Here is a 25,909-nt window from a genome sequence, read left to right as displayed (position 1 = left end):
TTCCGTTTTCTCGTCGGCCTTACGCGATTTATTCCAACCTTTCAACCCGCGAATTTCGGAAGAGTCTATTCGCCTTACGGAGGAGAATTTTTATCTTTCTTTCAATTGCTTCTTCGGATTCGGCTTAGTTTCGATATTTTTTATTTACTTTTTACTATCGTATATTTACGATATACAATATGGCGGTCAATAAAAAAGATCAGTTTAAGAATGGCGCGAGATCGCTCGCGGAATTCTCTAAGGCTTTTTCCCATCCGGCGCGGTTGTCGATATTAACTACGATCGCCAAAAAAAAAGAATGTATCTGCGGCGAAATCGTTGAAGTGCTTCCGCTGGCGCAGGCGACGGTTTCTCAACATCTCAAGGAATTAAAATCGGCTGGATTGATTTCGGGCGAGGTGGACGGTAATAAATCCTGTTATTGTCTGAACTGGACGCAGATTGAAAAATTCAGAAAGGATTTAAACGCTTTCTTTGATGGCTTAGATAAATATAAAACTCAGGACCGGGAGAATTGCTGTTGATGAAGAAACCGAAGATTCTTGTTTTATGCACGGGCAATAGTTGTAGAAGCCAAATCGCCGAAGGTTGGCTCAAACATTTTGCAGGGGATCGTATGGAAATATTCAGTGCGGGGATCGAAGCGCACGGAGTCAATCCTCGGGCGATTCGGACGATGGGGGAAGTTGGAATCGATATTTCGAAACAAACATCGAACCGAATCGAAGAATATAAAAAGATCGACTTCGACTATATCATCACCGTCTGCGATCACGCTCGTGAGAATTGTCCGTATTTCCCTTCGAATGCTCAAAGGCTTCATCATAATTTTCCCGATCCGGCAAAAGCGAGCGGAACCGAAATGGAGATCGAAGAGGAATTCAGGAAGGTTCGGAGTATGATAAGAGATTATATTCAGGATTTCTTAAGTGATTTGAATCGAAAGATTTGAAATTGCCGATGAAGGAATTATAAAACGTTAAAAGAAAAAAACTATGACAAATCTTTCCCAAGTGCTCAACCGAGAATGTCAATGTATTACCCTTGCGGAGGAAAAATTAGAAAAAAGTTTTTTGGATAAGATTTCTAATTTTAAGGATCGAGACGAAACGAGTTCGAAAATTTTATCGGAACGATTCTTTTCTCCCAGCGCGACCTTTTTGGATTCAATCGATTTCGATTTTATGAAACGGGTGGTCAAATCGATTCAAAACGTTTTGAAAAACGAAATCGTTCGAAACGAAATTCTCAAGGAGTTTCCGCAAAATTTAAGAAAACGTTTTTCGGAAGGCGGCGTTTTTTTGAGTTTCGATTTTCATCTAACGAACGAAGGTCCTAAGTTGATAGAAATCAATACGAACGCGGGAGGCGCGTTTTTGGAAACGAAGCTCATGGAGGCACAAAAAGAATGTTGTCCCGAGGTTTCCGAAATGCTTCCCCGAGCGGATGAGATTCGAGCAATCGAAGATAATTTCTTGAACACGTTCTTCCGCGAATGGAAATCCTCCGGCAGAGAGGGAAATCCGAAGTTTATTGCGATCGTAGACGAGAACCCGACGGAACAATTTCTTTATCCAGAATTTATTTTGTTTCGGGATCTGTTTTTAAAACACGGAATTTTATCCGAGATCGTTTCCCCGGAATCTTTGCAAGCCGACGAGAACGGTTCCCTTTTTTATTCCGGAATCAAAGTCGATTTAATCTACAATCGTCTTACGGATTTTTATTTGGACAAACCTGAAAATCGATTTCTTAAAAACGCATGGAAGGAAGAAACGATCGTCTTAACTCCGAACTCTTTGGACTACGCGCTCTATGCGAAAAAAACAAATTTCATTTTATGGAACGATCCGGAGTTTTTAAAAAATTCTGGAATCGATTCCAAAGATCGGGAAGTTCTTTCCAAAGCGATTCCATTCACAGGATTTGTGAAAAACGTGGAACCCCAAACGTTATGGTCCGAAAGAAAAAAATTCTTTTTTAAACCGACTTGCGGTTACGGAAGTAAAGCCGTATATCGAGGAGATAAACTGACAAAGGGAGTCTTTCAGGAAATTATCGATGCCGATTACATATATCAAGAAATCGTAAATCCGTCCGAAAGAATTCTTTTGAACGAAGGCGAGAAGGAAACTTATAAGACGGATTTAAGAGCTTATGTTTATCGGGAAGAAATTCTACTTTTGGCTTCCCGTTTATACCGAGGTCAAACCACGAATTTTAGAACTCCGGGCGGAGGATTTTCTCCCGTGTATGTTTTACCGAAAAGAACTTAACGTCTTCGCGTCGAAGCCGAACAAATTCTACAATTCAAACGCGAAGCAAACCTCGAAACCCTCGGACCGCGTAATACGAAGAAGCGCCGTTGTGATATACAAAGACCGCGTCGTAACGACGATCCGCAAAAAGAGCCCCTCCCAATTTTCGAATGGAAGGCGGAGTAACGATCCAACTCGAAGTTTTCGTATCGAATTCTCCGAGCTCTTGCAACGCGCGGTATTGTTCTTCGTTTAAAAGTTCGATTCCAATCGCGCGGGCCATGTCGATCGCGTTGTCAGATGGTTTGTGTTCTTTTCTGGAATCCAGAGCTTCCCGATCGTAACAAACGCTTCTGCGACCTTTCGGAGTTTCGGCGGAACAATCGTAAAAAACGAACGCCCCGGTTTTCGAATCGAAATCGACTACGTCCGGTTCGCCGCCGGTTCTTTCCATTTCGTACAAAGAATGGAGTTTTTCGGGCTTGGATTCGAGTCTTGTTCGAACCTTCTCCCATTCTAAATTCTGATGACGTTTTTTATTTTTTTCAAAACGGGTCTTTAACGTTTTGAAAAATTCTTCGATTTGTTCCGTGGATAATTTTTGGGAAACGCCGTTCTTTTTGCTCATATTCTTGGATCGCTTTTTTCCGTTGAATCGATAGGTTAAAACGTCCGGTCGTCGATTCGAAAAGTCTTTTTCGAAAGAGGGTAGAAAATTTCCGAAAAGAATTCAATTATAACCGACTTTTTCGAATCATCGGGGCAGAACGTTCGTTCTGTTCCCCGGGCTTAAAACGCGGAAAACTCCCTTGACCCGCTATTCGAAGGAAATACTTTAGCCGCAGAGCACCCGAATAGGAAAGAATTATGATCGATTTAAAAGGTAAAAACGCCGTAATCACCGGATCCGCAAGAGGAATCGGAAAATCAACGGCTCTGACTCTTGCAAAAGCGGGAGCAAACATCGTAATCGCGGATTTGAACGAAGAAGCGAGCAAGGCGACTGCGGAAGAAATCGCAAAACAAACCGGAGTGAAGGCTATCGGAATCGGAACGAACGTAGCGGACGCTGAATCTTCCGCAAAAGCGATCCAAGCTTGTGTAGATGAATTCGGAAGCGTGGACGTTCTCGTAAATAACGCCGGTATTACGAAAGACACTCTTCTTATGAGAATGAAAAAAGAACAGTGGGACGCGGTGATCGCGGTAAACCTTACCGGAACTTTCAACTGCACTCAAGCGGCAATCAAGTTCATGATGAAAAATCCGAACGGAGGATCGATCATCAATCTTTCTTCCATCGCGGGAGTAAACGGAAACATCGGACAAACCAACTATTCCGCATCCAAAGCGGGAGTGATCGGTTTTACGAAAGCGGTCGCATTGGAAATGGCTTCTCGTAAGGTTCGTTGTAACGCGATTGCACCGGGTTTTATCGCCACTGAAATGACAGAAGCGATTCCGGAAAAAATCAGAACTGCCATGGTTGCGGCCATCCCTCTGAAAAGAGCGGGACAACCGGAAGATATCGCGAACACGATCGCGTTCTTAGCTTCCGATATTTCTTCCTTTATTACCGGTCAGGTAATCGAAGTGAACGGCGGAGGATTTCTCCCGGGCGCTCAAGGGTAAGAATTTAGAATTTCAAAAGATTCTTTCACTCTTTTCTCGAGTGAAAGAATCGATTTCTCCGTATTTCCTCATATTCGTTCGAAAAAAACAAATTCCCATTCGTTCTTTTTTTTGTTCGCAGAAGAAAAGAATCTTTTTCCGTTTCACTTTTTTATTTTTGGAATAGAATGAAATCGAATCAAAGAATTCGAAACGATTCTAATGAGACAAACTCTTACGAAATTTTCCTGCATTGCATCAAATCATTTTCGATCGTTAAAAAACCGATTTGAAAAATAAAAACGAATCACGATTTAAAGGAGTTTTTTTCTGAAAAAAAGTATATTGGCTTGCCAAATATTTTCGGAATTAAATCTATAAAATTCGGTGGATTTTATATCCGCCTGGCTAAATCTAACAAAAAATCATCATACCACCTAAATGTGGTACGGAGGAAACAATGGCAGACTTTGAAAAAGTTAAATCTATCATCGTAGAACAACTTGGAGTGGATGAATCTGAAGTTACACCTGAGGCTCACTTCATAGACGACCTCGGTGCAGATTCTCTGGACACGGTTGAACTAGTAATGGCTCTCGAAGAAGAATTCGGAATCGAAATCTCTGACGAAGACGCTGAGAAAATTCAAACTGTCGGGGACGTAACTAAGTTCATCGACAACCTCAAGTCCTAATCGTTTGAGACTTTCCGGGTTCTTCGCGGAACTCGGAATTCTTTTTTCCCTCCTTTGATCTTTAAAAAAACACAACCTTCCTTCTCTCTGAAAAACCCGGACCGGGTCCAAAGTCTTCAAAAGCTTTCCAAAAAAATCGGAATCAAGTTTTCTAAACTAGAATATTATAATACCGCATTTATCCATAGCTCTTATAAAAACGAGAATCCGGAGATCGTCGAAGACAACGAACGTCTCGAATTCTTAGGCGACTCCGTGTTGGGTCTTGTGGCCGCACGCGCGTTGTTTCAAAGATATCCCCAGGCAAACGAGGGAGAATTGTCCAGGATCAAATCCAGGATCGTTTCCACGCCGATCTTAAACTCGATCGCGGAGAAACTCGAACTCGGAGAATATCTTCTTTTAGGGAAGGGTGAAAAAAATTCTCAAGGAAAAGGACGTCGTAAACTTTCCGCGAATCTTTTCGAATCTCTTGTGGGCGCGATCTATTTGGATTTGGGTTTTGAGATCGCGGAAAAATTCATCGTTCAACATCTATTAGAATTTGCGGAAAATCCGGAAAAGGAAGAATCTGTCCGGGACTACAAAACGCAACTTCAGGAATATTCTCAGAAACATTTTAAGGTTCTTCCGGTCTACCGTATGAAGGGAGAATCGGGCCCGGACCACGCGAAGGTCTTTCAGGTCAGCGTTCGAATCCGAGATAAATGGGAAGCGAGCGGTTCGGGCGTCAGCAAAAAGGCGGCGGAACAAAACGCGGCTAAAGAACTTTACAATCGAATTCAGAGAGGAACTTAGAAAACATTCCTTTCCAAATCAAGATTCCTCGGATCAAAGGACGACAATCTAAGTAGATGGATTTTTTCTTTAAAAAAAAAGGAATGAGGGTCAGGGTTGCGGCCTTGATCGAAAATTCTCAAAACGAAATTCTTCTCATTCAGCAAAAGAAAAAGGATTCTTACTATTGGCTTTTGCCGGGCGGCGGAATCGAATTCGGTGAAAGCGCGGAAGACGCTCTGAAAAGAGAACTTAAAGAAGAACTTTCTCTTGAAATGAAATCGGCTTCTTTTTTACTCTTAAATGAGTCCATTGAACCCGGCGGAAAAAGACATCTCATTCAACTCGTCTTTGCGGTGAACGTCAAAAAGGAAGTTCCCGAACTCAACTTGAAAGAAAAGGCGATTACCGGTTTCGGTTATTTTTCTCCTGCGGCGGTTCGTGAAATGGATCTTAGGCCCGATATCAAATCCTTTCTTTTGAACGGAGATTTCAAATCGGCGCCCTTTATCAAAAGCACTTGGGTATCTGAAAAAAAATGAGTCTTATCGAAACCGTTCCCGTGAACACGGAACACAAATCCGTTCCGGTTCATCTTCACACCGATCTTTCCGGCTTGTCGGAAGAAATCGCAAAACTTCCCGGAGTCACTTCCATTTTTTTAATCACGGAAAGATCGATTCATTCTTTATATTCGAAATATCTGGAAAAGGAATTGGATCCTCTCGGAATTCCGGTCCGAGAAATCTACGTAAAGGGCGGCGAGAAGTCGAAACATATCGATCGAACCGGAGACGTATATAATAAACTCATTGAATACGGCGCCGATCGTAAATCTCTGATTCTCGCGTTCGGCGGCGGGGTTGTGGGAGACTTTGCGGGTTTTATCGCGTCGACTTATTTGAGAGGAATTCGTTTCGTTCAGATTCCGACGACTCTACTCGCTTGCGTGGATTCTTCCGTGGGCGGTAAGGTCGCGGTGAACGCAGACTTCGGGAAGAATATGATCGGTTCTTTTTATCAACCCGAGTTCGTCTTTGCTCCTTTGTTCGCTTTGTCCACTCTTCCGGAACGGGAATGGAAATGCGGTCAGGCGGAGATCATCAAACATTCCCTTCTTTCCGGCGGAGAATATTGGGACAAAGTGAAGGCGCATTCATTCAAAGATTTGAATGTGGATTCTCCGATTCTTCCCTACTTGATCGCCGAGTCCGTTCGTTTTAAAGCGAACGTTGTTTCGAGCGACGAAAAGGAAACGGGGCTTCGTAAGATTTTAAATCTCGGTCACACGACCGCACACGCAATCGAATCGGTTACGAAATACAAAAAGTTTTCCCACGGGGAAGCGGTCGCGATCGGTCTTGTCACAGCGCTTTTGTTAAGCGAACAAAAATCGAATCTGGATCCGATCACCACGACTCAGACGATCGAAACTCTGAAGAATTACGGTCTTCCGTTTCAGACAAAGTTGAAGTCCAAGGAACTCGCAAAACATATGCTTCACGATAAAAAGAACGTGGGCGGTTCCATCCGTTTCGTTCTTTTGGAAAAACCAGGTTCTCCGATCTTCGACATTCCGGTCGAGTCCGAGGAAATCATATTAGCGATTCGTAAACAAAAGGGCCTGGGATGAGTTTTGAAATCGATTTTCTGAAAAGCATCAATCCGTTCATTCTTCTAAAGCTGAACGAACGAGGTCTTGCGGAAGAATTGATTTTGATCGTTTATTTCATCCTTTTTCTGATTCTTTCCTATAAGGTAATCATACTCGTTCTCGATTTTTTCAAACCCACCATCGACGTCACTTCTCGTTACAACCGAAGAAAGATGGCTCGTATGTCGTTCGTCATTTTGGGTCTCATCACTCTTTTGCCGGTTGTGTTTTCGGGTCTTTCGTATCTTCCCACCGTGATGGGTTTGGCCGGAGCCGGTATCGTAATCTCTCTCAAGGACATCACTCTCAACTTCGTGGGTTGGTTTTTTATCCACGGAAGCAACGGTTTCGAAGTGGGGGACCGAATCGAAATCGAAGGGGTCCGAGGAGACGTCATCAATATCGGGATGAACCGTTTTACTCTGATGGAAATTTCCTCCGATCCCAAGTCCGATCAATCCACGAACCGTCTCGTGCACTTTCCGAATCACTTCGTGATTCTTCGTCAAGTGATCGTCGTGAAGGACAAGATGAATTACGTTTGGGACGAGATGAGAATCAAAATTCCGTACGATTCCGATTTCGAAAAAGCGGAAGAACTTTTAAACGGAATCATACGCAACAACGCGATCATCGATCAGGGTGAAATCGATTATACGCTTCAGGAACTTTCCAAAAACTATCTGGTTCGTCTCGGAAAAACGTCTCCCATCGTTTATCTTTCTTTGGAAGAGGGCGGAATTCTTTTCTCTCTGCGTTATCTGACCCACGTTCGGGAACGCAGGGACATGAAGACGAAAATTTCGCATCAGATTCTGAAGGAATTCAAACAGTTTCCGGGTATTCGAATTTTATAATATACATGAAACGTAAAACGATCGCGATCCTGCTGAATCTATTCCTGCCTCCGTACGGTTTTTATTATCTCAAGGACCGGAAATTCTTCGGTTGGTTTTTTTTGGTCGCGATGCTTTCTGGATTGTTCGGAGCTCTTTGGACGTATTCCGCTTTTGTAAACGGTTCCGGAAGAACCGCACTGATCACGTTGATCGTGTATCTTCTTTTTTTGTGGGGAATTTTGATCTACGCGACTCTTCGTTCCGAGTCGAAAGAGAAAAACGAAACCGATCGGGACGGTTCGAATCGGATCTTTCCTTCCGCATATTGGTTTTTACCGATTTCGTTTTTATTCCTGCTCGTTTCAACGGTTTTGATCGACGCGCTTTATAAGGATCGGGTTCTCAGGGCTAAGATTCAACTTTCCTCGGGAATGATGCCGAGTTTGAACGTGAACGATTCTTTTTACATGACCGAATTGTTCGAAACGAAAGAACTCAAACGCGGAGACATCGTCGCGTATAAGGATAAGAATTCCGATCGCAGTTTTTTGGGGAGAATCGTCGGCCTTCCCGGAGACAAACTAGAACTTTGGGAGGAAGTCTCGCCGGAGGGATTTAAGGTTCTGAGAACTTCCGTAAACGGTGAAACGTTTCCGTTGGAAGTTTCGCAGGTTCGAGCGGAAGAATGGAAAACCGGTCTGAATCCGAAAAATCTCATCGTCTTAACGGAGCATATCGGCGAACATTCGGTTCCGATCTTCGAAAGCAGAAGCCAACCCACGTTCGTTTCCGTTCCGAAATTGACGTTAGGCGAAAGAGAGTTCTATCTTCTCGGGGACAACCGGGACGATTCCTTGGATTCAAGAACGATCGGACCGATCGAAGCGGATCAAATCGTAGGAATGTTTCTATTTACATATTTATCGGCGAATTTAAACGATCTGACCGAAAGGGTCTGTGAAACGAACCAGGACGTGTTTTGTTCCGTAAAACGTTTTTATAAAATTATAATATTAGGAAATGTTCGTTGGGATCATCTGGGATACGATAACCGAAATCGATAAGACCGCAATTTTTCCCTTTCTTTCGCTACCAAATTTATAAAATCCGGAAAGTATATCTATAATTTTGAATATATTTTTAATATATTCAAAAATTTTGTTTTTATCGATCGCGTTGACAGGATCGACGCCTCCTTTTAGATTTCGCATTCTCAAAAGGAGAAATTAAATGAGAAAAAGTTTAATCATTTGTGTTTTCACCTTCGCGCTATTAGGCGGATGTGCTGACCAAAACCAAGGAAAGGATAACGTTTCCGTTTTTCTTTCGCTGTTTTCCGATAAAACGGTAAGAGATTCGCAAACGGACCGGAGTAAATTCTCCGTTGCTACGCTTGCGGGTGTTACGTATTACGTGGACGCCTTACACGGCAAGGACGCGAATTCGGGAACTTCACCTTCTCTGCCGTTCAAAACGATCACCAAGGCCGCGTTTTCGGCGAAAAGCGGGGATGTGATTCTCGTAGCCGCGGGAACATACAATGCCGCGTTAGGCGAAATCTTTCCGATTTCAATCGCATCCGGCGTTACGATTCTCGGAGACGAGTCGACCAAGGGAGGATCATGGGGATATTACACGGGCTCGGGTTCTTCGCCGAATTTCGGATCGACCTCAATCGAAGGCGGAGGGAACCTGATTCCTTCCCCGTTTTCTCCCGCTGTGATTCTTGCGAGCAATTCCGTGATCGGGGGTTTTAAGATCACGAATCGTATGTCCGATTCGATGGCGTCCGGGATTATTTTGTATTACGCAAACAATGCTACCGTTCGAAACAACAGCGTGATCGACGGAAACAACGGCGCTACCGGGATCTACGTTTATCAATCGGGTTCAAACTTGATTGATAACAATATTATTCGTAACAATTCGATCGGGATCTACCAGGAAGGGGCGACTTCGATCAATCGCGTCGAAAAGAACTGGATTCAAAACAACGGGAGCGGAATTCTTTTGTTCGATTTGAAATTGGATTTGGGAGGCGGTCCTGCGGGAAGTCTCGGACGAAATTGGATCTTCTGCAATACGATCCGGGATGTATTTATCGATCACGGGTCCTTACTCGTGCCCGAGTTGTTCGCTCAGAATAACAACTGGGATCACAATCCGCCCACGATCGATTTTTGGAGTTCCGGAGGAGGAATCGACATTTTCAATCACGACGGCGCAACCAAAGTTCTTACGGAGAATTCTTCCCTGATCGCTCCGTCGTTGTGCACGTCTAATTAAGAATAGACGCGTTTTGTTAGTCAGGTAAATAGATATGAGTTCCCGGTTTATATTCCCGATCGTATCGAACGTTTTCTTTACGATCGGGTCGAGAACATTCAAAAAATAGAATATTCAATGGATCTTATAGATCTGTAAAAAATCCACGCTTCGCACGGTGGTTCCCGGGGCGCCGGAAAGAATCACGACCTTGTCTCCCGGAAAAAGAAACTCGTCCTCTTTGAGTTTCTGATTCATATAGGCGATCATGTCCTCCAGTCTCGTAAAAAACGGCATTACAAAAGGAATCACTCCCCGATACAATTTCATCTTTCTCGCGGTGGTCGCAAACGGCGTAAAGGAATAGATCGGAACCTTCGGTCTCATCTCCGATGTGATCAGAGCGGAGTAGCCGCTTCTCGTAAAATTCACGATCGCTTTTGCGTGAATTCCGTGTGCGATTTCTCTCGCGGCGTTTCCGAGCGCGGTCCTTTCCGATTCCAAGAACGTCTTTTTTATATTCCAATGAATCTCATAGATATGATCGATGGTTTCCGTTTCTTGAATGATCTTGGACATGATCTCCACCGATTCCACGGGATAATGTCCGCTCGCGGATTCCGCGGATAACATCACCGCGTCCGTTCCGTCCATCACCGCATTGGCCACGTCGCTCGCTTCGGCTCGGGTCGGTCTCGGATTTTCGATCATCGATTCTAACATCTGAGTCGCAGTGATCACGGGCTTTCCCGCTTGGTTGAGTTTATAGATCAATTCTTTCTGAAGAATGGGAACCTTTTCGGTATCGATCTCCACGCCGAGATCTCCTCTCGCGATCATGATTCCGTCCGCGCGTTCTATGATGTCCTCAATGTTTCCGATCGCTTCCGGTCTTTCAATCTTTGCGATGAGCCCCGTGTAAGTTCCTTCCAGAAGGGATCGCGCGAGTTCCAAGTCGGCTCCGGTGCGAACAAAGCTGAGCGCAACGTAATCGACTCCGAGAGAAAGGGCGAATTTTAAATCCTCTATGTCTTTTTCGGAAAGAGCCGGAGCGGAGATCGGAGTACCGGGAAGATTGATTCCCTTGTTGCTCCATAAAATTCCACCCACGACCACCTTAAGAACCGCAGAATCCGATTTTTTCGAAGCGACTTTCAAGACCAACTTACCGTCGTCGATGAGGATTCTATCGCCGTCCTTGATGTCGTTTATCAAATTGGGATAAGTACAACCGATCGTGTGTTCGTCTCCTTGATACTCCGCGTCGGGGACGATGGTAATTTCCTGATCCTTGTGGAGTAGAACGGAATTGAGTTTTAATTTTCCGGTTCGAATTTTGGGTCCTTGCAGATCGGCCATAATTCCCAAAGGAAACCCCGTAATTTGTTCACATTTACGAAGAGTGTCGTACACTCTTTTGTGAGAATCGTGAGTGCCGTGCGAAAAATTCATACGAGCGATATCCATTCCGGCTTTGAGAATGGAAAGAACGGTCTCTTCCGAAGAAGAGGCGGGCCCGATGGTGCAGACGATTTTGGTTTTTTTCCCGTTCAGGATTTTCATGAACGGCAATTGTAGACAAACGCCTTCCGTTGTTCCAGCGAATATTTCCTCTTTACGAACGGAAACCGGAAAATAGAATGAACCAAAAATAGGCGTCCTCTCCTTGGAGAAGCAGTTAGAACGAATTGGTTTGGTTTATCACCCAGATTATAACATGGATCTGGGCCCCCATGTATTTCCGGCAAGGAAATACCAAATGGTTTATAATCTCGTAAAACAAGATCCTAAACTTGCGGATCTCTATGTATACAAGCCGGACCCAGCTAAAGAAAAGGATTTGGCTTTGGTTCATACCAAAGAATTCCTCAAAGATTTTTTTTCCCTCAAAATCACGGAAAGAACTCAGTATTCCGAACTTCCACTTACAAAACAGATCGTTCAGAGTTTCGTTTTGGCCGTGGGCGGCACGATACTCGCCACCGAATTGACCCAGAAATACAAGTTCGTTTATCATATCGGCGGCGGATTCCATCACAGTATGCCCGATCGTGCGGAAGGATTTTGTTATCTCAACGACGCCGCGATCGCAGGTAAACTTTATCAGAAAAAACATCCCGGTAAAAAAATTCTTTTTATCGATTTGGATCTTCATCAAGGCAACGGAAATTCCGTCGTATTTCAGGGAGACCCGGACGTGTTTACATTCTCCATGCATCAGGAAAATTTATATCCCAAGAAGGAAAAATCGGGATTGGATATTCCGCTCGGAGAAGGAACTGACGATAAAAAGTATCTTGAACTTTTGGAAAAATCCTTGAACGACATCAAAGCGGATTTCAAACCCGATCTGATTTTTTACATTGCGGGCGCCGATCCTTTCGAAGGAGATTCTCTCGGAGATCTGAAGTTGACGTTCCAAGGTTTGCGTAAACGAGATAAGATCGTTAGGGACTTCGCACTTGCGTTAAACGCTCCCGCCGTGATTCTTCCCGCGGGCGGTTACGCGAAGGACTTTCACGATACGGTGACGATTCATTACAACACGATCAAAGTGTTCGCGGCCGATTGACATGAGCATCTTTTCCGATTCCGATAAGAAAAAAGGCAACCCAGGATTTTTGGACAGTCAAGAACTGGGAATGATCGACATATCCAGGGAGTTTCATACTTCGCTGGGAATCGAAAACAGTCTCTTCAATCGTTTCACCGGAGAAGAAGTGAAGGAGATGCTCGAAAGAGCGGGCATCTTTCGGATTCTTCACGCGAGAGGTTACGAGGAATACGAACTTTCCTTGGACGGAATTTCGGACATGGACAATCGGATTTATATCAAGGATCCTTCCGGCGGAATTTTAGTTCACATGCGTCTAAAATTTTCCGACTTTCAATTTAAAAAGCTGGATCAATCCTACAAACTCGTTTATATTGACTGGCTCTTGACCCAGAACCTAAAGATGAAAAACATGAAGGCCAAAAAGAAACTCTATCAGGGCCAGGAATATCCGGGGCTTTCTTTGATGAACGAGATCACGGGTTTTATCAGAATTCTCGCCACGAAGATGGGAGCCTACGGAGCCTTCAATATTCCGGAATACTTTCATGACGCGGTATTATTTCATAAATCCTTTCAGTTCGTAGATCCCGAAAAAGAGGGAAGGTTCCGCGCGATTCTACAATCATTCAGCAGAACCAATCTCAGGGAATTGAGCGATCAGATTCACAAAGAAAAAATCTGCGACGCTTCCACGGGAGAAGTTTACTCCTGGAAATACGGAGAGATGGTCTCGTGCATCAATAGTTATCTCGAATCCGCGCTTTTCGACGAAGAATATTACAAAAAAGTGGAACGGATCGTTTTAGGAACCCATTATATAAGGAAAGTTTAATATGACGGAATTTTCCCTTAGGCCGGAAATCATCATTCTCGACGACGATCGGGACGTCGGCGAAACTCTCGAACTCATTCTCAGCAAACTCGGTTATCAAAGCGTGTTTTTCGATTCTGTGGAGCAGGGGAAACAATACTTCGAAAAGGAATTGAACCCGATCGTTTTTCTGGATATTCACATGCCCGGAACGAGCGGTCTCGATATTCTTCCCTATTTTAAGAATTTGGAATCCAAAACCCAGGTCATCATGATGACCGGAGAAAGGGACATCAACAACGTCGTGACTTCGCTTACGCACAAGGCGAGCGACTTTCTTTTGAAGCCGTTTTCCATTCAGACGGTCCAGATCGCGATCCAAAGAGCATTCGATTATTATACTATTCTAAAGGAAAAGGATCTGCGCGACGAGGTGATCATGCGCGATCTTCGTCTTGCGTCCAGAGTTCAGGGAAAGATCTTTTCGATTCCCGACCTAAGCCCTTATAAGGTGGAAGCGGACGTAACCCCGGTTTCTTTCGTGAGCGGGGACTTTAACGTGATTCTGAAAAAGGAAAAATCCACGCTTCTTCTTTTGGGAGACGTGGAGGATCACGGGGTCACTTCGGGACTGATCGCGCTTTTGATGACCACTCTCGCCAAGGAAGAATTTAAGAATTCGGACAATCCGAGCGACATTCTGGGAAGAATGAATCAGGAACTTTGTCTGAACATAGGAACCCACAGTATGACCGCGGCTTGCGTGATTCTTTTTCCGAACGAAAAGAAACTCGTCTACGCGCGCGGAGGACATCCCTTTCCGGTTCACTTTCACAAGGAAGGTTTTTCCTTTTTAAAGGATAAGTCCGGTCAGCTGATGGGTATATTAGAAGATCTTGATTTTCCAAGTCACGAAGCCGGTTTCGACAACGGGGATGTGATCTTTCTTTTTTCGGACGGAATCATCAACAATCTCAATCATCCGCTGATCGAGGAACTGAATCAGATTCACAAGTCGGGAGACGATTCCTTGAAGAGAATGAAAAACGCTCTCGACGGTTATGTACGTTCTTCGATTCCTTCCCGAGAATACAGAGACGACGCTTCGTACGTTCTTTTGGAAATCCGATAAAAGTTAAAACGGCGATCAAAAACGGAAATGTAAGCCCAGGGTTCGAACGCTCTTCAATCCTCGTCTTGAAACCGAAAGATTTCTTCGGGAATTTCACGCATCGAAACCGCGGGAAACGTTCCCTTTCGAATATTAAAAAAAACGAATTCAGGAAAACTAAAGAAGAGGGATTGAAATCCTTTTTGAAACCGGTCTCCCTTATCGAATGGGGATGTGAAAATTCCGATCGTCGTCGCGCCGAGTCCCGCGCCCAAGTTTACGGTTCCGTAAATCGGTCGAAGCCAAAACACGTCGTCCGTAAAAAGCGGAAAAAAATGATCTTCCCGGTTGGGTTTGTAGATCGTGGAAGAAAACGTAAACGATTCCCTGAGAGAATTTTTGAAACTCGGATCCTTTTGTAAAAGTTCGGAAAGTTTTCGTCTTCGATACGAAAGTAGGGTCGTTTGTCCCGTCGAGTTCCAGTTTTTGAAAACCGAATCGGACGCGTGGAACGGAATCAAGGCCATCGAATAATCGAAGTTTATTTTTTCTCCGGGAAACGGATTCGCTTTTGCATCGAACGAATTTTGAACGCTTCGGATGATTTCGGTCGTGCAGTTTTCAAACAACAGATGAAAGGGATAGAGTTTTTTTAAACGGACATGGTATTCCGTTTCTCTTTGTTTTGCGAGTTTGAGATATTCGGCGAGGACCGTTTCTTCGGGAAACACGATCGGAAGCAGAAATTTGTTTTCCCGTTCCGGAATCAGTTTTCCCGAAGTGACTCGAACCGGGATCGAATTGTCGATTCCTTCCTTGAGTTCGAATGCCCGGTTGGTCGCATCTTCCCAGATCTGATATTCCTTTTCCGTGAGTTCGTCGATCTCGGAAATTTTTTTACGAGCCAACGAAACCACGGACCAATTTTCTTCGGAAAGATAATCGAGGGCTTTTTGATCCTCTTTGTCCTCCCGATAAACGATGGGAGAATTTTCCGGAAAGCTGGATAAAAAAACGGGATATCCGGTTCGCAAACTCTCCTCGATCGCATGCAATCTTCCTAATGTAACCAGCGCGCTGTACCCCCAGCCCGGATCTCGTTCGGACACGATCTGCGCCAAGGAAAGGATTTGTTTTTTGTAAAAGTTTTTTAGAAGTTCGATTTCTTTAGGACTTAAAGAATTTTGTATATTCGAAATTTTGAATTCAGGATTCGCGGCCCATTCTTCCCTCAGAATTCTGCAGAACGCGATCCCTTCGAGCGCGTCTCTGAGGTTCAAAAAGGAACCCGGTTTAAAAAAAGGAAACCGGTCTCGGGTCATCTTTTCCGGCAAAGGAGGAAACTCCATTCTTTCCAGGGGACTTTTCGGAGAATAGAGTTGATACTCGAGCGTGTGTTCTAGATCGCTTAAAAAATCCTCGCCTAAAAGAGAAACGATCTCCGATTTTATATTCTTTGAAATTGGAGAACGTTCTTTGAAAGTAAAATACGCCGTGGCGCGCAGCCCGATTTTTTTTTCGGGAGAATTCAATTCCTCGAAGAACTTCGTTTCCTTTTTTAAAAGTTCCAAGTTCTGCAGATGTCTGAACTGAACCAGATAAAGACGATTGAGTCCCGATTCCAAAACGGAAATTTCTTTCGGATCGAGTTTCAATCGGGTGAGAATGCTCGTACGATTGGATACTATGTTGTAACTGAACGCGAAGTCGTCATAGGATTCTCGGACTAAGTGAAAGATATCGTCCGGAAAAAATTGATAGTGATAGACTTTGTTTCCGATTCTCAGGCCCGTGTGGCCGCCGCTGGATTGACCGGTGTTGGAATCCACGTAGATAAAGTCCGCGGTCGCGGGTGAGGAATGTAGCCCCGCCGTAAGAAGCAGGGCCGTGATCGACGAAGAAAGAAATTTTCTCAGAGTTGATGAAATCCTTTGCGGATGGATTCGATCACTTCCGGCTTGGAAGTTCCGAGCGCGGAAACGAAGGTCTGAAATTTTTCTTCGCTCACTCCCGCCTTTTTAAGTCCGCTTCCGATCCCGAGATACGTTACGCGCAACGACTTCCAGTTGGTGAGTCCGTTTTGCAGAGCGAGTGTCGAAAGATCGTTTTTGAATTCGATTTCCTGAAATCCGTTTTCGATGTGCATCGCTGTCAAATCGCGAACGTCTTTGAGATAAGCCTTCTCCTTTTTTTCATCGTCGTCCGAAGAAGAGGAGAAAATGGAACTTACCGATCCCGAAATCGATTTTACCGATTTGGAAAGACTTTCCAAAGAATCCGAGGATTTGCTGATGGAGTTGAGTCCGGTCGAGATCGATTCGAAAATAAAGCAGTTGTTCAGACCGATGATAAAAAGTCCGATCGTTAAGAGCGTCAATAGTCGTTGCGTGCGTTTCATGAAATGGAGTCTCCGTGGATTCGTTTTTTCGGTTGGAATTTTATATCTTCCTTTCATTCAGTCAAACAACTTTTGCGGTTTGTAAAACCACCGAGCCGAACGCGGGAAGTTTTAATTTTAAGATTCCGGTTTTCGGGGAATACTCGAAGGATTCGGGAACTTTTCCGGTCCAATAATCCGGGAATTGTTTCAACTTGGATACGAACGGAGTTTTGATGTCGATCGTATTTTCTTCTTCGCTTGGATTCCAAATTCCTAAGAAGCCTGCCGGATTATAAATCGCGTTCGGAAACAAACTCGATGCGATTCCGATCGGAATCGGAGTTTTGTTTCTGCACTTCGCGCCGAGTTCCAAGGTCTTTTTGAGAAGTTCCAATCTTTCCTCGCCGATGAGAGCAAGATCGTCGCTCACGAGAATCATTCCTCCGCTTACGGCCATCACGCTCGCCATCAATTTCGTTTGCGCGGGATTCATATCGTTTTTGTTTTCGCGGACCAAAAGACAATCCGGATCGTTGTACCAAAGATTTCTGTGCATCGACGAACGTGTGATGTCGTTTATCAAAGCTCTTTCCGTGGAAAGCGCGTGTTTGTCTTTGGCGAGAATTCTTTTCTTTTCCCTTCCCCAAAACGGAGCGACATCGCAACTGATCCGCATCGCGTCAAAAAGTCCGATCGATGGATAGATCGGAGCGCCGCAACCCAAAAGAAAAACGTCCTTGCCCACCACCTTACGAATGAATCGAATCGCGTCCGTATAACGTTTGTGGGGCGAGACTCCCCGGTCGTATGTCCATCCCGGAAGAAGAGCCGCGTATAAGAAGTCGAGTTTGAGATACGGATAACCGTAATCCTTTACGATCGTTTTCAAAACGTTCTCCAAGAAGTCTCGGGAAGTGGGATGAGTGACGTCGATACAATACGTGTAGTCCATTCCCCAGAGAGGATTCCAAAGAGCGGGAACCGGTTTTCCGTCCCGATCCTTTAAAACCGCTTCCGGATATTTTTGATAGAACTCGGATTTCTTTCTGACTAAAAAGGGAGCGAGCCAAATTCCGGGCGTGAGTTTTTCGCGTCGAATCTCTTCCGCGATGAGTCTCATTCCTCCGGGGAATTTATCGTTCGTGGTGAGCCAATCTCCGATTTCCTTTTGATAACCGTCGTCGATCTGAAAGAGTTGAATCGGAAGTTTTTTCTCTTTTACGAGAGAAAGATTTTTGAGAATGATCTTCTCCGAAATTTTGGTGTAGTAGTGATACCAAGAACACCAACCCGTGGGAACCGGAGTCGTCGAGAGTTTTACTTTATGAGCTTTTCCTAATTCGCTAAAATACTTTTTTAAGAACGATTCGGGTTCGATCGTAAAACGGGTTACGCCGACCGGAGTGAGAGAAAGTTTGTTTCCTCTGAAATCCTCGTAACGATAAAAATCATAGATCAAAGAAACGCCCGAGTTTGAAATCCAAGAATGTTTTTTGGAATTCTCCAGAGCCTCTTTTCTTTGGGGGGAAACGACTCTAAACTTAATCCCTTGTTCTCCGGGACCGATCGCGCCCGCAAAGTAGTGCGGATCCTTTGAAGAGGAAATGAGAAGAAGCAAACCTTCGCTCTGCCAATCGCCGCTTTCTCCGGAATGATTCGTATAAACGTTTTCCTGAGAATATCGAAGAAAATCCAAACGAGGAGATTCGTCCACGTCCGAAAGAGAATGAACCGCCGAAAGACTCCAAGATTGATAACCGTGTTGAAAGATCTTCGGTTCTTCGATTGCGTGCGGAGGAAGTTCGATTTCCAAGGTGAGAATTTCTGTTCCCGCCTTCGGTCTTTGTTCACCGATCCATTCCAGAGAAGGTTTGAAGGTTTCATTCTTCCCCGTTTTTTTATGACCGAGTGAAAGCGAAAAATTTCCGCAATCGCTTTTGCTCTTTAATTCTTTTCCTGAAATTTCAAAAGAGGATGTAAAGGAATCCTCATAGACTTTGTAGTTTAAAATGGCTCTCATGTTTCTCTTTTTCTTGGCCGCTTTTTTTCTCTAATTCGAACGGGAACTTTTCTATAATTCCGCAGTCCCCGTTTCGTATTTTTGGTTCCCGAAACCGCGCGGTACGGATTATTATGAAATTATGCCTCCAAAACCTTCAACTATAAAACCGGAGCTTTTTCCGGGGGATCTCTCTCAAAAAAGATTCGAGGAATACAAGGCGGACGATCGTTTAGCGGTCGACTGCGAAATGATGGGACTCAATCCGAGAAGAGATCGACTCTGCGTGGTTCAGATCTGCGATTCTTCCAATAACGTAAGTTTGGTTCAAATTCTTCCCGATCAAACCGAAGCTCCTCTTCTCAAGTCCTTATTCGAAAATCCGGAGATCGTAAAAATTTTTCATTTCGCGAGAATGGATTCTCTCTTTCTGCGTTATCGTTTGGGAATTTCTTTGCAGAACGTTTTCTGCACGAAGATCGCGAGCAAACTCGCGCGGACTTATACGGACAAACACGGTTTGAAGGATCTCATCAAGGAATTCTACGATGAGATTCTCGATAAAAAAAATCAGTCCTCGGATTGGGGTAAAAAAATTCTCACCAAGGATCAAGTCGACTACGCGAGCGGGGACGTGAAGTATCTGATTTCCCTCGAACAGAAGTTGACCGAAATCCTCGCGAGAGAAGGAAGGGAAACTCTCGCAAGAGAAGCGTTCGCTTGTCTTCCCGTTTTCAACCAGATCGATTGGCTTGAGATGCCCGCTCTTTTCGAACATTGAAAAAGAAACTGATCCGAACGTTCGTATGTCAGTCCTGCGGTCAGGATTATTCCCGCTGGGCCGGTAAGTGCGAATCCTGCGGGAACTGGAACACGATCGTCGAGGAAGTGGGCGGAGAACGTTTCGCTTCCTCCAACGGAAATTCTCAGAAGAATAAATCGTATAAGGAACCGACTCCCTTGGATAAAGTCGGGGAAGAATCTCTCACGAGAATGGGAACCGGTTTGAAAGAATTGGATCTTGTTCTCGGCGGGGGATTGGTTCCCGGTTCCTTGACATTGATCGGCGGAGAACCCGGTGTCGGAAAGTCCACTCTTGTTCTCGAAGTTTCACGTTATCTGTCACAGGCAAACAAAAACGTTCTTTATATTTCCGGGGAAGAATCTCCCTCGCAGATTCGGATGCGCGCCGAAAGAATGGGAATTCAAACCTCGAAACTTCTTCTTACTTCCGAAACGGTTGCAGAGAATATCGCGGCCATGATCGAAGGAGAAAAACCTTCCGTTGTGTTCGTGGATTCGATCCAAACGATTGCAAGAGAAGCGTTGCCCAATCAAGCGGGAACCGTCACACAACTTCGGGAATGTACACAGGTCCTTCTCGAAACCGCAAAAAGAACCGGAATTCCGATTTTGATGACCGGTCATATCACCAAAGAAGGAACGATCGCAGGTCCTAAAATTTTGGAACATCTCGTCGATACGGTTTTGTACTTCGAAGGGGATCGACTGAACTACTATCGTTTGCTTCGTGCGGTGAAAAATCGTTTCGGCGCCGTGGGCGATCTTGCGATCTTTGAAATGTTTTCGGGCGGCTTACGCGAAGTAGGCGATCGCAATCGTATTTTTGTAAGCGCGGGCGCGGAAGAAAGAAGCGGCTCCGCGATCAGCGCCGTTCTCGAAGGAAGCCGCGCGTTAACCGTGGAAGTGCAGGCGCTTGTCAGTAAAACAGGATTCGCTCAAGCCAGAAGAATGGCGGAAGGTCCGGATACGCGTCGTGTGATTCTTCTCGCGGCCGTGATCGAAAAGTATATCAAAATCAAATTAGGAGAATGTGATATATTCAGCAACCTCGCGGGAGGTTTGAACGCGGACGAACCCGCTTTGGATCTCGCGATTTGCACTTCGATCATTTCGAGTTATCTGGATCAACCCTTACCGAAAGGGACCTGCGTTTTAGGCGAGGTCGGTCTTTCGGGAGAAGTTCGTAGCATCGGACAAGCCAATCTCAGAGTCAAAGAACTCGCGGGCGTCGGAATGAAGAAGGTCATTCTTCCCGAAGGAAATTTAAGCGAACTGGATCAGAATTTGGACATTCAGATCCAAGGAATTCGCTCCTTGAACGATCTTCGTTCTTTGTTTCCCGGCGCGAATTAAAATTGGCCGCGGTTTTCCGTCTTGGCGCGGTCGCTGAACGTAAGATCGGGGAAAATGTAGGAACTACCACGGAGTTGTTCTATGCGTCAAGGATGTGGGAACTCCTGCATTCTGCCAAGGATCGGTTGTTCGACCGGACCGCGTGGGAACTCTTACAACGAAGTTTTTTTGTGGAACCGATCTCGTTTGCGGGAACTCATTTAAAATAAAGTCTTTCGATGTACTACAACTTTCAAAGTCGGGTCCAAGAAGGCTTTTTCGGCGTCTTCCCAATCTGCGAGTTTTGTCGTTACGAGTTCCGGTTTTAAAAGTCCCGATTGAACCAGGGATAAAATTTCGGGTATTTCGATTCTCGCGTTTATAACTCCGGTTCTAAAGTTTAATTGTTTGATCCACATTTCGAATAAGGGCATAGGGGTTCCTTTTTCGTAGTAGATTCCGATGCTCGTTGAGACTCCGCCCGGAGCTGTGGAACGAATCGCACAATCCAATCCCGCAGGCGCTGCACTCGCATCGACTGTAATCGGATAGGATCCGCGGGAACCTTCCGGCTTTCCATCGATCGGATTCGCACCGACTTTTTTTGCGATCTCCAAGCGAAGAGGATCGGTATCCAAGTAGTCCACTTGCGGAGATCCCATTGCGACCGCGATCGCGGCGGCGTAAAGAGCGATGCTAAAAGCGCCGCCCCCAACGACCAAAACAGGAGAATTCGGATTCGTTTTTAAGAACGGGCCTACGGCTCGATATCCGTCCGGAATATTATCGCTCGCACTTGCCAAACCGATCGGGTCGACTCCGTTCGGAATTCGTATCAACATCGAATCCGCATACGGAACTCGTACGATATCGCTTACAGCTCCTCCCCAATTTCCGCCCATGTCTCCGTAACTATACCATCTTCTCGGATGAGATTCGCACAATCCGGTCAGATCCTTTTGACAAGATAAACATTTACCGCAGGAAATTTGAAAGGGTACGATTACTTTATCTCCTACTTTGAAATTTCTGACGTTATCGCCGCAGGAAACGATCTCTGCCACACATTCGTGTCCGTACGGAAAAGGGCCTTTGAATGGAGTTTGTCCCCAAGCGTGCAGGGTCATTTCATCCATCGAATGTCTTTGTAACCCTCTCTGGAGAATGGAATGAAAATCTCTAAAAAGAAAAGGATAATCCAAATCGCAACGAGCCGCCGCAAAAGGGCGTACTAAAGCGTCTTCCCTCGATTCTAATTTCGGATCGGGAACTTCCCTCCATTCTAAAACGCCTTTTTTAATAAAAGTCAATGGTTTCATACAGATCCTCGGTCTTAACGTCAGAAAATTCTTTCCTAAATTTGGATCGAAAATCGGGAACTGTCAATTAATACTTAAGCAAGGCGTCGAAGGAAGAATTTAAGTTTATAAAAACTGAATATGTTTCTTTATTTCGTATCGAAACGTTTTAAGTTTAATGTTGAAAGTTCGATGAAAAATTTGTAGGATGTTCCGAAAAAAAGTCGTTGGTTCTCTATTTGGATTTTCAGCTCGAATGAGAACCGGTCTTACGCCTTTCGGTCCGGATCGCGTCTTTGTGAATGATTGACGCGGAAGCGAGCGTCTCCAAAGCTAAGAATCCGGTGATTTCCGAACTTCATTCGAAAAGCGTTCCAAAAAATTCAAAGAATTCGGATGATCTCGATTTCGATCGGAAACATTTTTTGCAAACGACTATGTTTAGAATTCTCATTCTCATCCGAACTTTAAACCAAAAGCGCGTTTTGATTTTTTCGATCGCGTTCGTTTGTTGTTTGATTTCTATTTCCTCGTTTGCACAAAACGCGCCTGGACAACCGAACGTTTCACAAACACAAACCGGAAATCAAAACCCTGCCGTGACAAACCCTTCTCCGCAAAATTCCGAAACCGCGAAGACAATCGATCCGCTTCTGCGAGGTTCCTGGTTCGAAGACCAAGAACAAAAAGAGGCGGTCTTATACAACAAGGTCATGAAATTCTTTCGTGGAAGTCCGCATTTCGTATGGAAGACCGACCTGCGAGGAAGAAACTATAGATTTTACAAAGACGGAAGAGTGGAGTTCCTCATCGACCGGGAATACGAAGAAGTTTTTCCGGACGTATCCGAACTCGACGTTCACAGAAGCGAGGCCACGATTCTGGCGGAACACGGAGAACCGTATTCCGCGATTCGATTGTTGAAAGGAGTCGGACTTTGTTATCGGTTTCAATTCGGCAAACTCGTACCCGAAGGATATCAAACCGCCACAGAAGAATTGAGCCGTTTGATGAAACACATGGCTCACAAAAAATCCGAGGTCGACGATCTCACCGATCCATACGGATGCGCAAAAAAGAATATTCTAAAAATTGAAAGTGAACCGTTTCGATTCTCCCTCGAAACGACCAACGATTGGAAACATTATTTTCCGGAACTCGAAACGCCCGAAAGCGGAAACGAAGGCGATCATATCTGGAAAATCCGAAGGTTTTATCAAACCCTCCCGACCGAACAGGAAAAGGGAGAATGGGAAAAAAAATACGAATCCCAATCCGAAAAATTTCTGTATTACAGACCGGATCGGATTCTGTTTACGATCGGTCTCACCTATCATCCGGTCGCGGCGGTCTACACATCTAAAAATTATTTCCAACTCTGGGATCTCAAACGGGGAATCAATCCTCGAACGATCCGAGAAACGAATTTCCGAAGAAAAAAAGAGGACGATTCGTACGTAAGTAGATTCGATACGTATCGAAAGGACGGAAGAAAGGTTTCCTGGATTCTTTTGGAAAAATATTATTTACGGGAGAATCGGGGACTTTTGTTTTCCGTAGCCGGGCCGGAAAAACAGATTGATCGCATCCGACAAATCTGGTCACAATTGAATCAGAAACTGATCGTCGAATAGGCTATGATTTTTGGGCTCGTAAAAACAGGAGATCGTCCGTATCCGCCGGGACCGCCCTCGCAAAATTCCCATTGGCAACTATTGCTGATCGGTTTTTGTCTCGTGGACGGAATGGCGCTTCTGTTTATTCCGCTCGGAATTTACGGATCGGTTTTACTGACCGCCGCTTTGCTTTTGTTTTCGTTTCTACCTCTTTTGTTTTTGGTCATCCGACTCAGCACGAAGTTCGGAAATCTCCTCTACGTCGCGCTTTTCCTAAGCCTTTTATCAGCGGGAGTTTCCTCGCTTTATATCAGTCATAGCATTGGATTCTTCCTCGGACTTCCGGTCGGAAAAAACACCGACCTCGCGCAAAGCCGGGAATTCGGAAACGATCGGATTCTCGTGTTTCGCGGAGTAAAAATTCTGGATAACTATGTCTCATCGAGATCCGCGATCAGCCGAGCGAAGTCGGAACCCAAACGAGCCAAAACAATTTACTTTCACGTCGCGCCCTTGGTTTCCGCGAACTGGAAGGAAGGCGATCCGATTCACGTTTGGGTCGCTTGTGAAAGAATGGAATTGCCCAACTGCACTTGGGGAAATTCCGTCTTTTTTTGGGGGGAGAATCTCAAAACCCATTCTCTCTACCCGTATTACAAACTTTCGGTGCAAGATGCGGGGAGAATTTATAAATTTCCGATTCCCGATAATCCTACGATCTTTCGCCCGATCGCAGATCCCGAAAAGAAGCTGGTTCGCGCGGGAATGTACGGGCTTTCGGGGTTATTTTTCTTGAACTATTCCTGGTTTGTTTGTATCTTTTTGGGGAAATTCTTCACGAAAGAGAAATAGGGGAGAATGGTCGACGGACCTTTTTCGAAAAGTCGGAACTGCGCGGTTTCCTGCGAGGCGTCGAAAAGTCGGAACTCGGAAGTCGCTTCCGAAGGGTCGCAACTTAGGCCGTCGCTCCACGCAAAAAAATCTTCGATTTCTCAAAAAACTTTTTCGTTTGCTAATTTTGATCCTTTATCTTCCGATATTTATACAGAGACGGGTAGTAGAATCAGATTTTCTCTCCGTCCGTGATTCTCTTTTTGAAGAATCCCGCGATCCGTCTCTAAAACGATTTTTTATTTTTGTATTTTGTAACCAGGAGAAATTCTCATGAGGAAGAAGATCATCTTACTTGCCGGACTGCTTTGCATTCTTGCTGTACCAGGTGTCTATAGCCAGCAGACCGGAAACAATCAGGCTGGTGGAAATCAGCAAACAGGAGCTACGCCGGATCCTCTTGAGAAACTCATTCTCGAGAATTTCGAAGAGGCAGAAGACTGGAGAGCTAAGTCCACGACTCCGCTCGGAGAAACCAAGGTTCTCAAAATGGTTCAACGAGGTCTGATGAGAGACGTGTTCGACGAGAACACGGTTCCGGATAACGGAGGAGATCAGATCGAAAAGAACCACATTCTCGGCGTTAAAACCAACTACACAAACAGAGGTTTTGACAGAGTGGAAGTTTTTCCTCCTCACGAGTATGTCGTAAAAGGAAAGGCGCGTCAGTTGTCCATCTGGGCGCTCGGAAGAAAATTCCGTCACACTCTTTTCGCGAAGCTGAGAGACTACAGAGGAAACACTCATAACATCCGCTTGGGAAGATTGGATTATTTCGGTTGGAGAAAACTGACCGCGACGATTCCGGGTTACGTTCCGCAAAGTACTCGTTTCGCTCTTCTGGATAAGAATCTACACTTCGTATCCTTGTTCGTAACCAGCGACGTTCACGAAGTAGGCGGACAATTCTACTTTTATGTGGATGATTTGGAAGTTCGCGCCGATAAATCGGATGCGAAGTATCCCGGATCCGAAATTAAAGATAACTGGTAATCTTCAAAAGAAAGGAAGC

The 25,909-nt window shown here is 44.9% G+C and carries 25 protein-coding genes; 19 read left to right on the top strand and 6 right to left on the bottom strand.

Annotated elements, in window-relative coordinates; genetic code table 11:
- The first annotated feature begins 179 nt into the window (after window positions 1-179).
- From LEP1GSC052_RS09230 to LEP1GSC052_RS09220, 3 genes are read left to right on the top strand one after another with little or no spacing between them, the layout of a single operon-like run.
- Entirely contained in the window at window positions 180-524 is a 345-nt protein-coding gene (locus LEP1GSC052_RS09230; protein ID WP_010575516.1) for an ArsR/SmtB family transcription factor, read from the top strand.
- Window positions 524-952 carry an arsenate reductase ArsC gene (locus LEP1GSC052_RS09225; RefSeq protein ID WP_010575515.1) on the top strand — a complete coding sequence of 143 codons (429 nt, stop codon included), beginning with the start codon at window positions 524-526 and terminating at the stop codon, window positions 950-952. The genes LEP1GSC052_RS09230 and LEP1GSC052_RS09225 overlap by 1 nt, the downstream gene beginning before the upstream one ends.
- Before the next feature lie 43 nt (window positions 953-995).
- Entirely contained in the window at window positions 996-2,276 is a 1,281-nt protein-coding gene (locus tag LEP1GSC052_RS09220) for a circularly permuted ATPgrasp domain protein (RefSeq protein ID WP_020986571.1), read from the top strand.
- Window positions 2,277-2,310: 34 nt separating this feature from the next.
- Here the strand turns inward: LEP1GSC052_RS09220 and LEP1GSC052_RS09215 are convergent, their stop codons facing one another.
- Window positions 2,311-2,886: a DUF4256 domain-containing protein gene (locus LEP1GSC052_RS09215; protein WP_020985581.1), complete on the bottom strand. Its 576-nt coding sequence runs from the start codon at window positions 2,884-2,886 to the stop codon at window positions 2,311-2,313.
- A 239-nt stretch (window positions 2,887-3,125) separates the two neighbouring features.
- Here LEP1GSC052_RS09215 and fabG point away from each other — a divergent pair, with 239 nt between their 5' ends.
- The 8 genes from fabG (at window position 3,126) to LEP1GSC052_RS09175 (ending at window position 10,119) form a co-directional block, all read left to right on the top strand.
- A complete protein-coding gene (fabG, locus tag LEP1GSC052_RS09210; protein WP_010575510.1) occupies window positions 3,126-3,890 on the top strand; it encodes a 3-oxoacyl-[acyl-carrier-protein] reductase in 765 nt (254 codons plus the stop codon).
- Window positions 3,891-4,329: 439 nt separating this feature from the next.
- Window positions 4,330-4,563, top strand: coding sequence for an acyl carrier protein (acpP, locus tag LEP1GSC052_RS09205; RefSeq protein WP_000753030.1), 234 nt, complete (start codon window positions 4,330-4,332; stop codon window positions 4,561-4,563).
- A gap of 54 nt (window positions 4,564-4,617) precedes the next feature.
- Window positions 4,618-5,361, top strand: coding sequence for a ribonuclease III (rnc, locus tag LEP1GSC052_RS09200; RefSeq protein WP_010575509.1), 744 nt, complete (start codon window positions 4,618-4,620; stop codon window positions 5,359-5,361).
- A 56-nt stretch (window positions 5,362-5,417) separates the two neighbouring features.
- Window positions 5,418-5,882 carry an NUDIX domain-containing protein gene (locus tag LEP1GSC052_RS09195; RefSeq protein ID WP_020986723.1) on the top strand — a complete coding sequence of 155 codons (465 nt, stop codon included), beginning with the start codon at window positions 5,418-5,420 and terminating at the stop codon, window positions 5,880-5,882.
- Window positions 5,879-6,973, top strand: coding sequence for a 3-dehydroquinate synthase (gene aroB, locus LEP1GSC052_RS09190; protein WP_010575507.1), 1,095 nt, complete (start codon window positions 5,879-5,881; stop codon window positions 6,971-6,973). Before LEP1GSC052_RS09195 ends, aroB begins: the two co-directional genes overlap by 4 nt.
- Window positions 6,970-7,851, top strand: a complete 882-nt coding sequence (locus LEP1GSC052_RS09185) for a mechanosensitive ion channel family protein (RefSeq protein ID WP_010575506.1) — start codon at window positions 6,970-6,972, stop codon at window positions 7,849-7,851. The genes aroB and LEP1GSC052_RS09185 overlap by 4 nt, the downstream gene beginning before the upstream one ends.
- Window positions 7,852-7,856: 5 nt before the next feature.
- On the top strand, window positions 7,857-8,897 hold the full coding sequence (lepB, locus tag LEP1GSC052_RS09180; RefSeq protein WP_020986157.1) for a signal peptidase I: 1,041 nt from the start codon (window positions 7,857-7,859) through the stop codon (window positions 8,895-8,897).
- Between the two features lie 166 nt (window positions 8,898-9,063).
- Window positions 9,064-10,119 (top strand): LIC10774 family surface protein, encoded by a 1,056-nt coding sequence (locus tag LEP1GSC052_RS09175; protein WP_010575504.1) that lies wholly within the window; start codon window positions 9,064-9,066, stop codon window positions 10,117-10,119.
- Window positions 10,120-10,233: 114 nt separating this feature from the next.
- Here the strand turns inward: LEP1GSC052_RS09175 and pyk are convergent, their stop codons facing one another.
- Complete coding sequence (gene pyk / locus LEP1GSC052_RS09170) at window positions 10,234-11,661, bottom strand: pyruvate kinase (protein WP_020986745.1); 1,428 nt, start codon at window positions 11,659-11,661, stop codon at window positions 10,234-10,236.
- Between the two features lie 103 nt (window positions 11,662-11,764).
- On the opposite strand from pyk, the gene LEP1GSC052_RS09165 reads away from it, so the two are divergent.
- From LEP1GSC052_RS09165 to LEP1GSC052_RS09155, 3 genes are read left to right on the top strand one after another with little or no spacing between them, the layout of a single operon-like run.
- Window positions 11,765-12,670: a histone deacetylase family protein gene (locus tag LEP1GSC052_RS09165; protein ID WP_100736677.1), complete on the top strand. Its 906-nt coding sequence runs from the start codon at window positions 11,765-11,767 to the stop codon at window positions 12,668-12,670.
- A 1-nt stretch (window position 12,671) separates the two neighbouring features.
- The gene (locus tag LEP1GSC052_RS09160; RefSeq protein WP_010575502.1) at window positions 12,672-13,487 is read left to right on the top strand and encodes a hypothetical protein; all 816 of its coding nucleotides are present in this window, start codon (window positions 12,672-12,674) and stop codon (window positions 13,485-13,487) included.
- Window position 13,488: 1 nt separating this feature from the next.
- Entirely contained in the window at window positions 13,489-14,598 is a 1,110-nt protein-coding gene (locus LEP1GSC052_RS09155) for a SpoIIE family protein phosphatase (protein WP_010575501.1), read from the top strand.
- 53 nt (window positions 14,599-14,651) lie between these two features.
- Here LEP1GSC052_RS09155 and LEP1GSC052_RS09150 read toward each other — a convergent pair whose 3' ends face one another.
- The 3 genes from LEP1GSC052_RS09150 to LEP1GSC052_RS09140 all read right to left on the bottom strand — a co-directional run bounded on the left by LEP1GSC052_RS09150 (window position 14,652) and on the right by LEP1GSC052_RS09140 (window position 18,977).
- On the bottom strand, window positions 14,652-16,406 hold the full coding sequence (locus LEP1GSC052_RS09150; protein ID WP_020985636.1) for a hypothetical protein: 1,755 nt from the start codon (window positions 16,404-16,406) through the stop codon (window positions 14,652-14,654).
- Window positions 16,407-16,489: 83 nt separating this feature from the next.
- Complete coding sequence (locus tag LEP1GSC052_RS09145; protein WP_020985886.1) at window positions 16,490-16,975, bottom strand: putative lipoprotein; 486 nt, start codon at window positions 16,973-16,975, stop codon at window positions 16,490-16,492.
- A 61-nt stretch (window positions 16,976-17,036) separates the two neighbouring features.
- A complete protein-coding gene (locus tag LEP1GSC052_RS09140; RefSeq protein ID WP_020985946.1) occupies window positions 17,037-18,977 on the bottom strand; it encodes a glycoside hydrolase family 36 protein in 1,941 nt (646 codons plus the stop codon).
- Between the two features lie 121 nt (window positions 18,978-19,098).
- Between LEP1GSC052_RS09140 and LEP1GSC052_RS09135 the strand changes: the two genes are divergently transcribed.
- Together LEP1GSC052_RS09135 and radA are read left to right on the top strand one after the other, a co-directional pair.
- Window positions 19,099-19,737: a ribonuclease D gene (locus LEP1GSC052_RS09135; protein ID WP_010575498.1), complete on the top strand. Its 639-nt coding sequence runs from the start codon at window positions 19,099-19,101 to the stop codon at window positions 19,735-19,737.
- Entirely contained in the window at window positions 19,734-21,113 is a 1,380-nt protein-coding gene (gene radA, locus LEP1GSC052_RS09130) for a DNA repair protein RadA (RefSeq protein ID WP_010575497.1), read from the top strand. The genes LEP1GSC052_RS09135 and radA overlap by 4 nt, the downstream gene beginning before the upstream one ends.
- A 200-nt stretch (window positions 21,114-21,313) precedes the next feature.
- Here the strand turns inward: radA and LEP1GSC052_RS09125 are convergent, their stop codons facing one another.
- Window positions 21,314-22,411 carry an alcohol dehydrogenase catalytic domain-containing protein gene (locus LEP1GSC052_RS09125; protein WP_010575496.1) on the bottom strand — a complete coding sequence of 366 codons (1,098 nt, stop codon included), beginning with the start codon at window positions 22,409-22,411 and terminating at the stop codon, window positions 21,314-21,316.
- A 578-nt stretch (window positions 22,412-22,989) separates the two neighbouring features.
- Here LEP1GSC052_RS09125 and LEP1GSC052_RS09120 point away from each other — a divergent pair.
- The 3 genes from LEP1GSC052_RS09120 to flaA2 all read left to right on the top strand — a co-directional run bounded on the left by LEP1GSC052_RS09120 (window position 22,990) and on the right by flaA2 (window position 25,890).
- Window positions 22,990-24,024, top strand: coding sequence for an LIC10775 family protein (locus tag LEP1GSC052_RS09120; protein WP_040913419.1), 1,035 nt, complete (start codon window positions 22,990-22,992; stop codon window positions 24,022-24,024).
- Between the two features lie 3 nt (window positions 24,025-24,027).
- Window positions 24,028-24,858 carry a hypothetical protein gene (locus LEP1GSC052_RS09115; RefSeq protein WP_010575494.1) on the top strand — a complete coding sequence of 277 codons (831 nt, stop codon included), beginning with the start codon at window positions 24,028-24,030 and terminating at the stop codon, window positions 24,856-24,858.
- 312 nt (window positions 24,859-25,170) lie between these two features.
- On the top strand, window positions 25,171-25,890 hold the full coding sequence (gene flaA2, locus LEP1GSC052_RS09105) for a flagellar filament outer layer protein FlaA2 (RefSeq protein ID WP_010575492.1): 720 nt from the start codon (window positions 25,171-25,173) through the stop codon (window positions 25,888-25,890).
- Window positions 25,891-25,909: the final 19 nt, after the last annotated feature.

The sequence above is a fragment of the Leptospira kmetyi serovar Malaysia str. Bejo-Iso9 genome (genome assembly GCF_000243735.2).
GTDB lineage: Bacteria > Spirochaetota > Leptospiria > Leptospirales > Leptospiraceae > Leptospira > Leptospira kmetyi.
This window is presented reverse-complemented; position numbering and strand designations above follow the sequence as displayed.

Coding starts and splice junctions, on each gene's coding strand:
- LEP1GSC052_RS09230 (WP_010575516.1), top strand. CDS start 180: ATGGCGGTCAATAAAAAAGATCAGTTTAAGAATGGCGCGAGATCGCTC.
- LEP1GSC052_RS09225 (WP_010575515.1), top strand. CDS start 524: ATGAAGAAACCGAAGATTCTTGTTTTATGCACGGGCAATAGTTGTAGA.
- LEP1GSC052_RS09220 (WP_020986571.1), top strand. CDS start 996: ATGACAAATCTTTCCCAAGTGCTCAACCGAGAATGTCAATGTATTACC.
- LEP1GSC052_RS09215 (WP_020985581.1), bottom strand. CDS start 2,886: ATGAGCAAAAAGAACGGCGTTTCCCAAAAATTATCCACGGAACAAATC.
- fabG (WP_010575510.1), top strand. CDS start 3,126: ATGATCGATTTAAAAGGTAAAAACGCCGTAATCACCGGATCCGCAAGA.
- acpP (WP_000753030.1), top strand. CDS start 4,330: ATGGCAGACTTTGAAAAAGTTAAATCTATCATCGTAGAACAACTTGGA.
- LEP1GSC052_RS09195 (WP_020986723.1), top strand. CDS start 5,418: ATGGATTTTTTCTTTAAAAAAAAAGGAATGAGGGTCAGGGTTGCGGCC.
- aroB (WP_010575507.1), top strand. CDS start 5,879: ATGAGTCTTATCGAAACCGTTCCCGTGAACACGGAACACAAATCCGTT.
- LEP1GSC052_RS09185 (WP_010575506.1), top strand. CDS start 6,970: ATGAGTTTTGAAATCGATTTTCTGAAAAGCATCAATCCGTTCATTCTT.
- lepB (WP_020986157.1), top strand. CDS start 7,857: ATGAAACGTAAAACGATCGCGATCCTGCTGAATCTATTCCTGCCTCCG.
- LEP1GSC052_RS09175 (WP_010575504.1), top strand. CDS start 9,064: ATGAGAAAAAGTTTAATCATTTGTGTTTTCACCTTCGCGCTATTAGGC.
- pyk (WP_020986745.1), bottom strand. CDS start 11,661: ATGAAAATCCTGAACGGGAAAAAAACCAAAATCGTCTGCACCATCGGG.
- LEP1GSC052_RS09160 (WP_010575502.1), top strand. CDS start 12,672: ATGAGCATCTTTTCCGATTCCGATAAGAAAAAAGGCAACCCAGGATTT.
- LEP1GSC052_RS09155 (WP_010575501.1), top strand. CDS start 13,489: ATGACGGAATTTTCCCTTAGGCCGGAAATCATCATTCTCGACGACGAT.
- LEP1GSC052_RS09145 (WP_020985886.1), bottom strand. CDS start 16,975: ATGAAACGCACGCAACGACTATTGACGCTCTTAACGATCGGACTTTTT.
- LEP1GSC052_RS09140 (WP_020985946.1), bottom strand. CDS start 18,977: ATGAGAGCCATTTTAAACTACAAAGTCTATGAGGATTCCTTTACATCC.
- LEP1GSC052_RS09135 (WP_010575498.1), top strand. CDS start 19,099: ATGCCTCCAAAACCTTCAACTATAAAACCGGAGCTTTTTCCGGGGGAT.
- LEP1GSC052_RS09125 (WP_010575496.1), bottom strand. CDS start 22,411: ATGAAACCATTGACTTTTATTAAAAAAGGCGTTTTAGAATGGAGGGAA.
- LEP1GSC052_RS09115 (WP_010575494.1), top strand. CDS start 24,028: ATGATTTTTGGGCTCGTAAAAACAGGAGATCGTCCGTATCCGCCGGGA.
- flaA2 (WP_010575492.1), top strand. CDS start 25,171: ATGAGGAAGAAGATCATCTTACTTGCCGGACTGCTTTGCATTCTTGCT.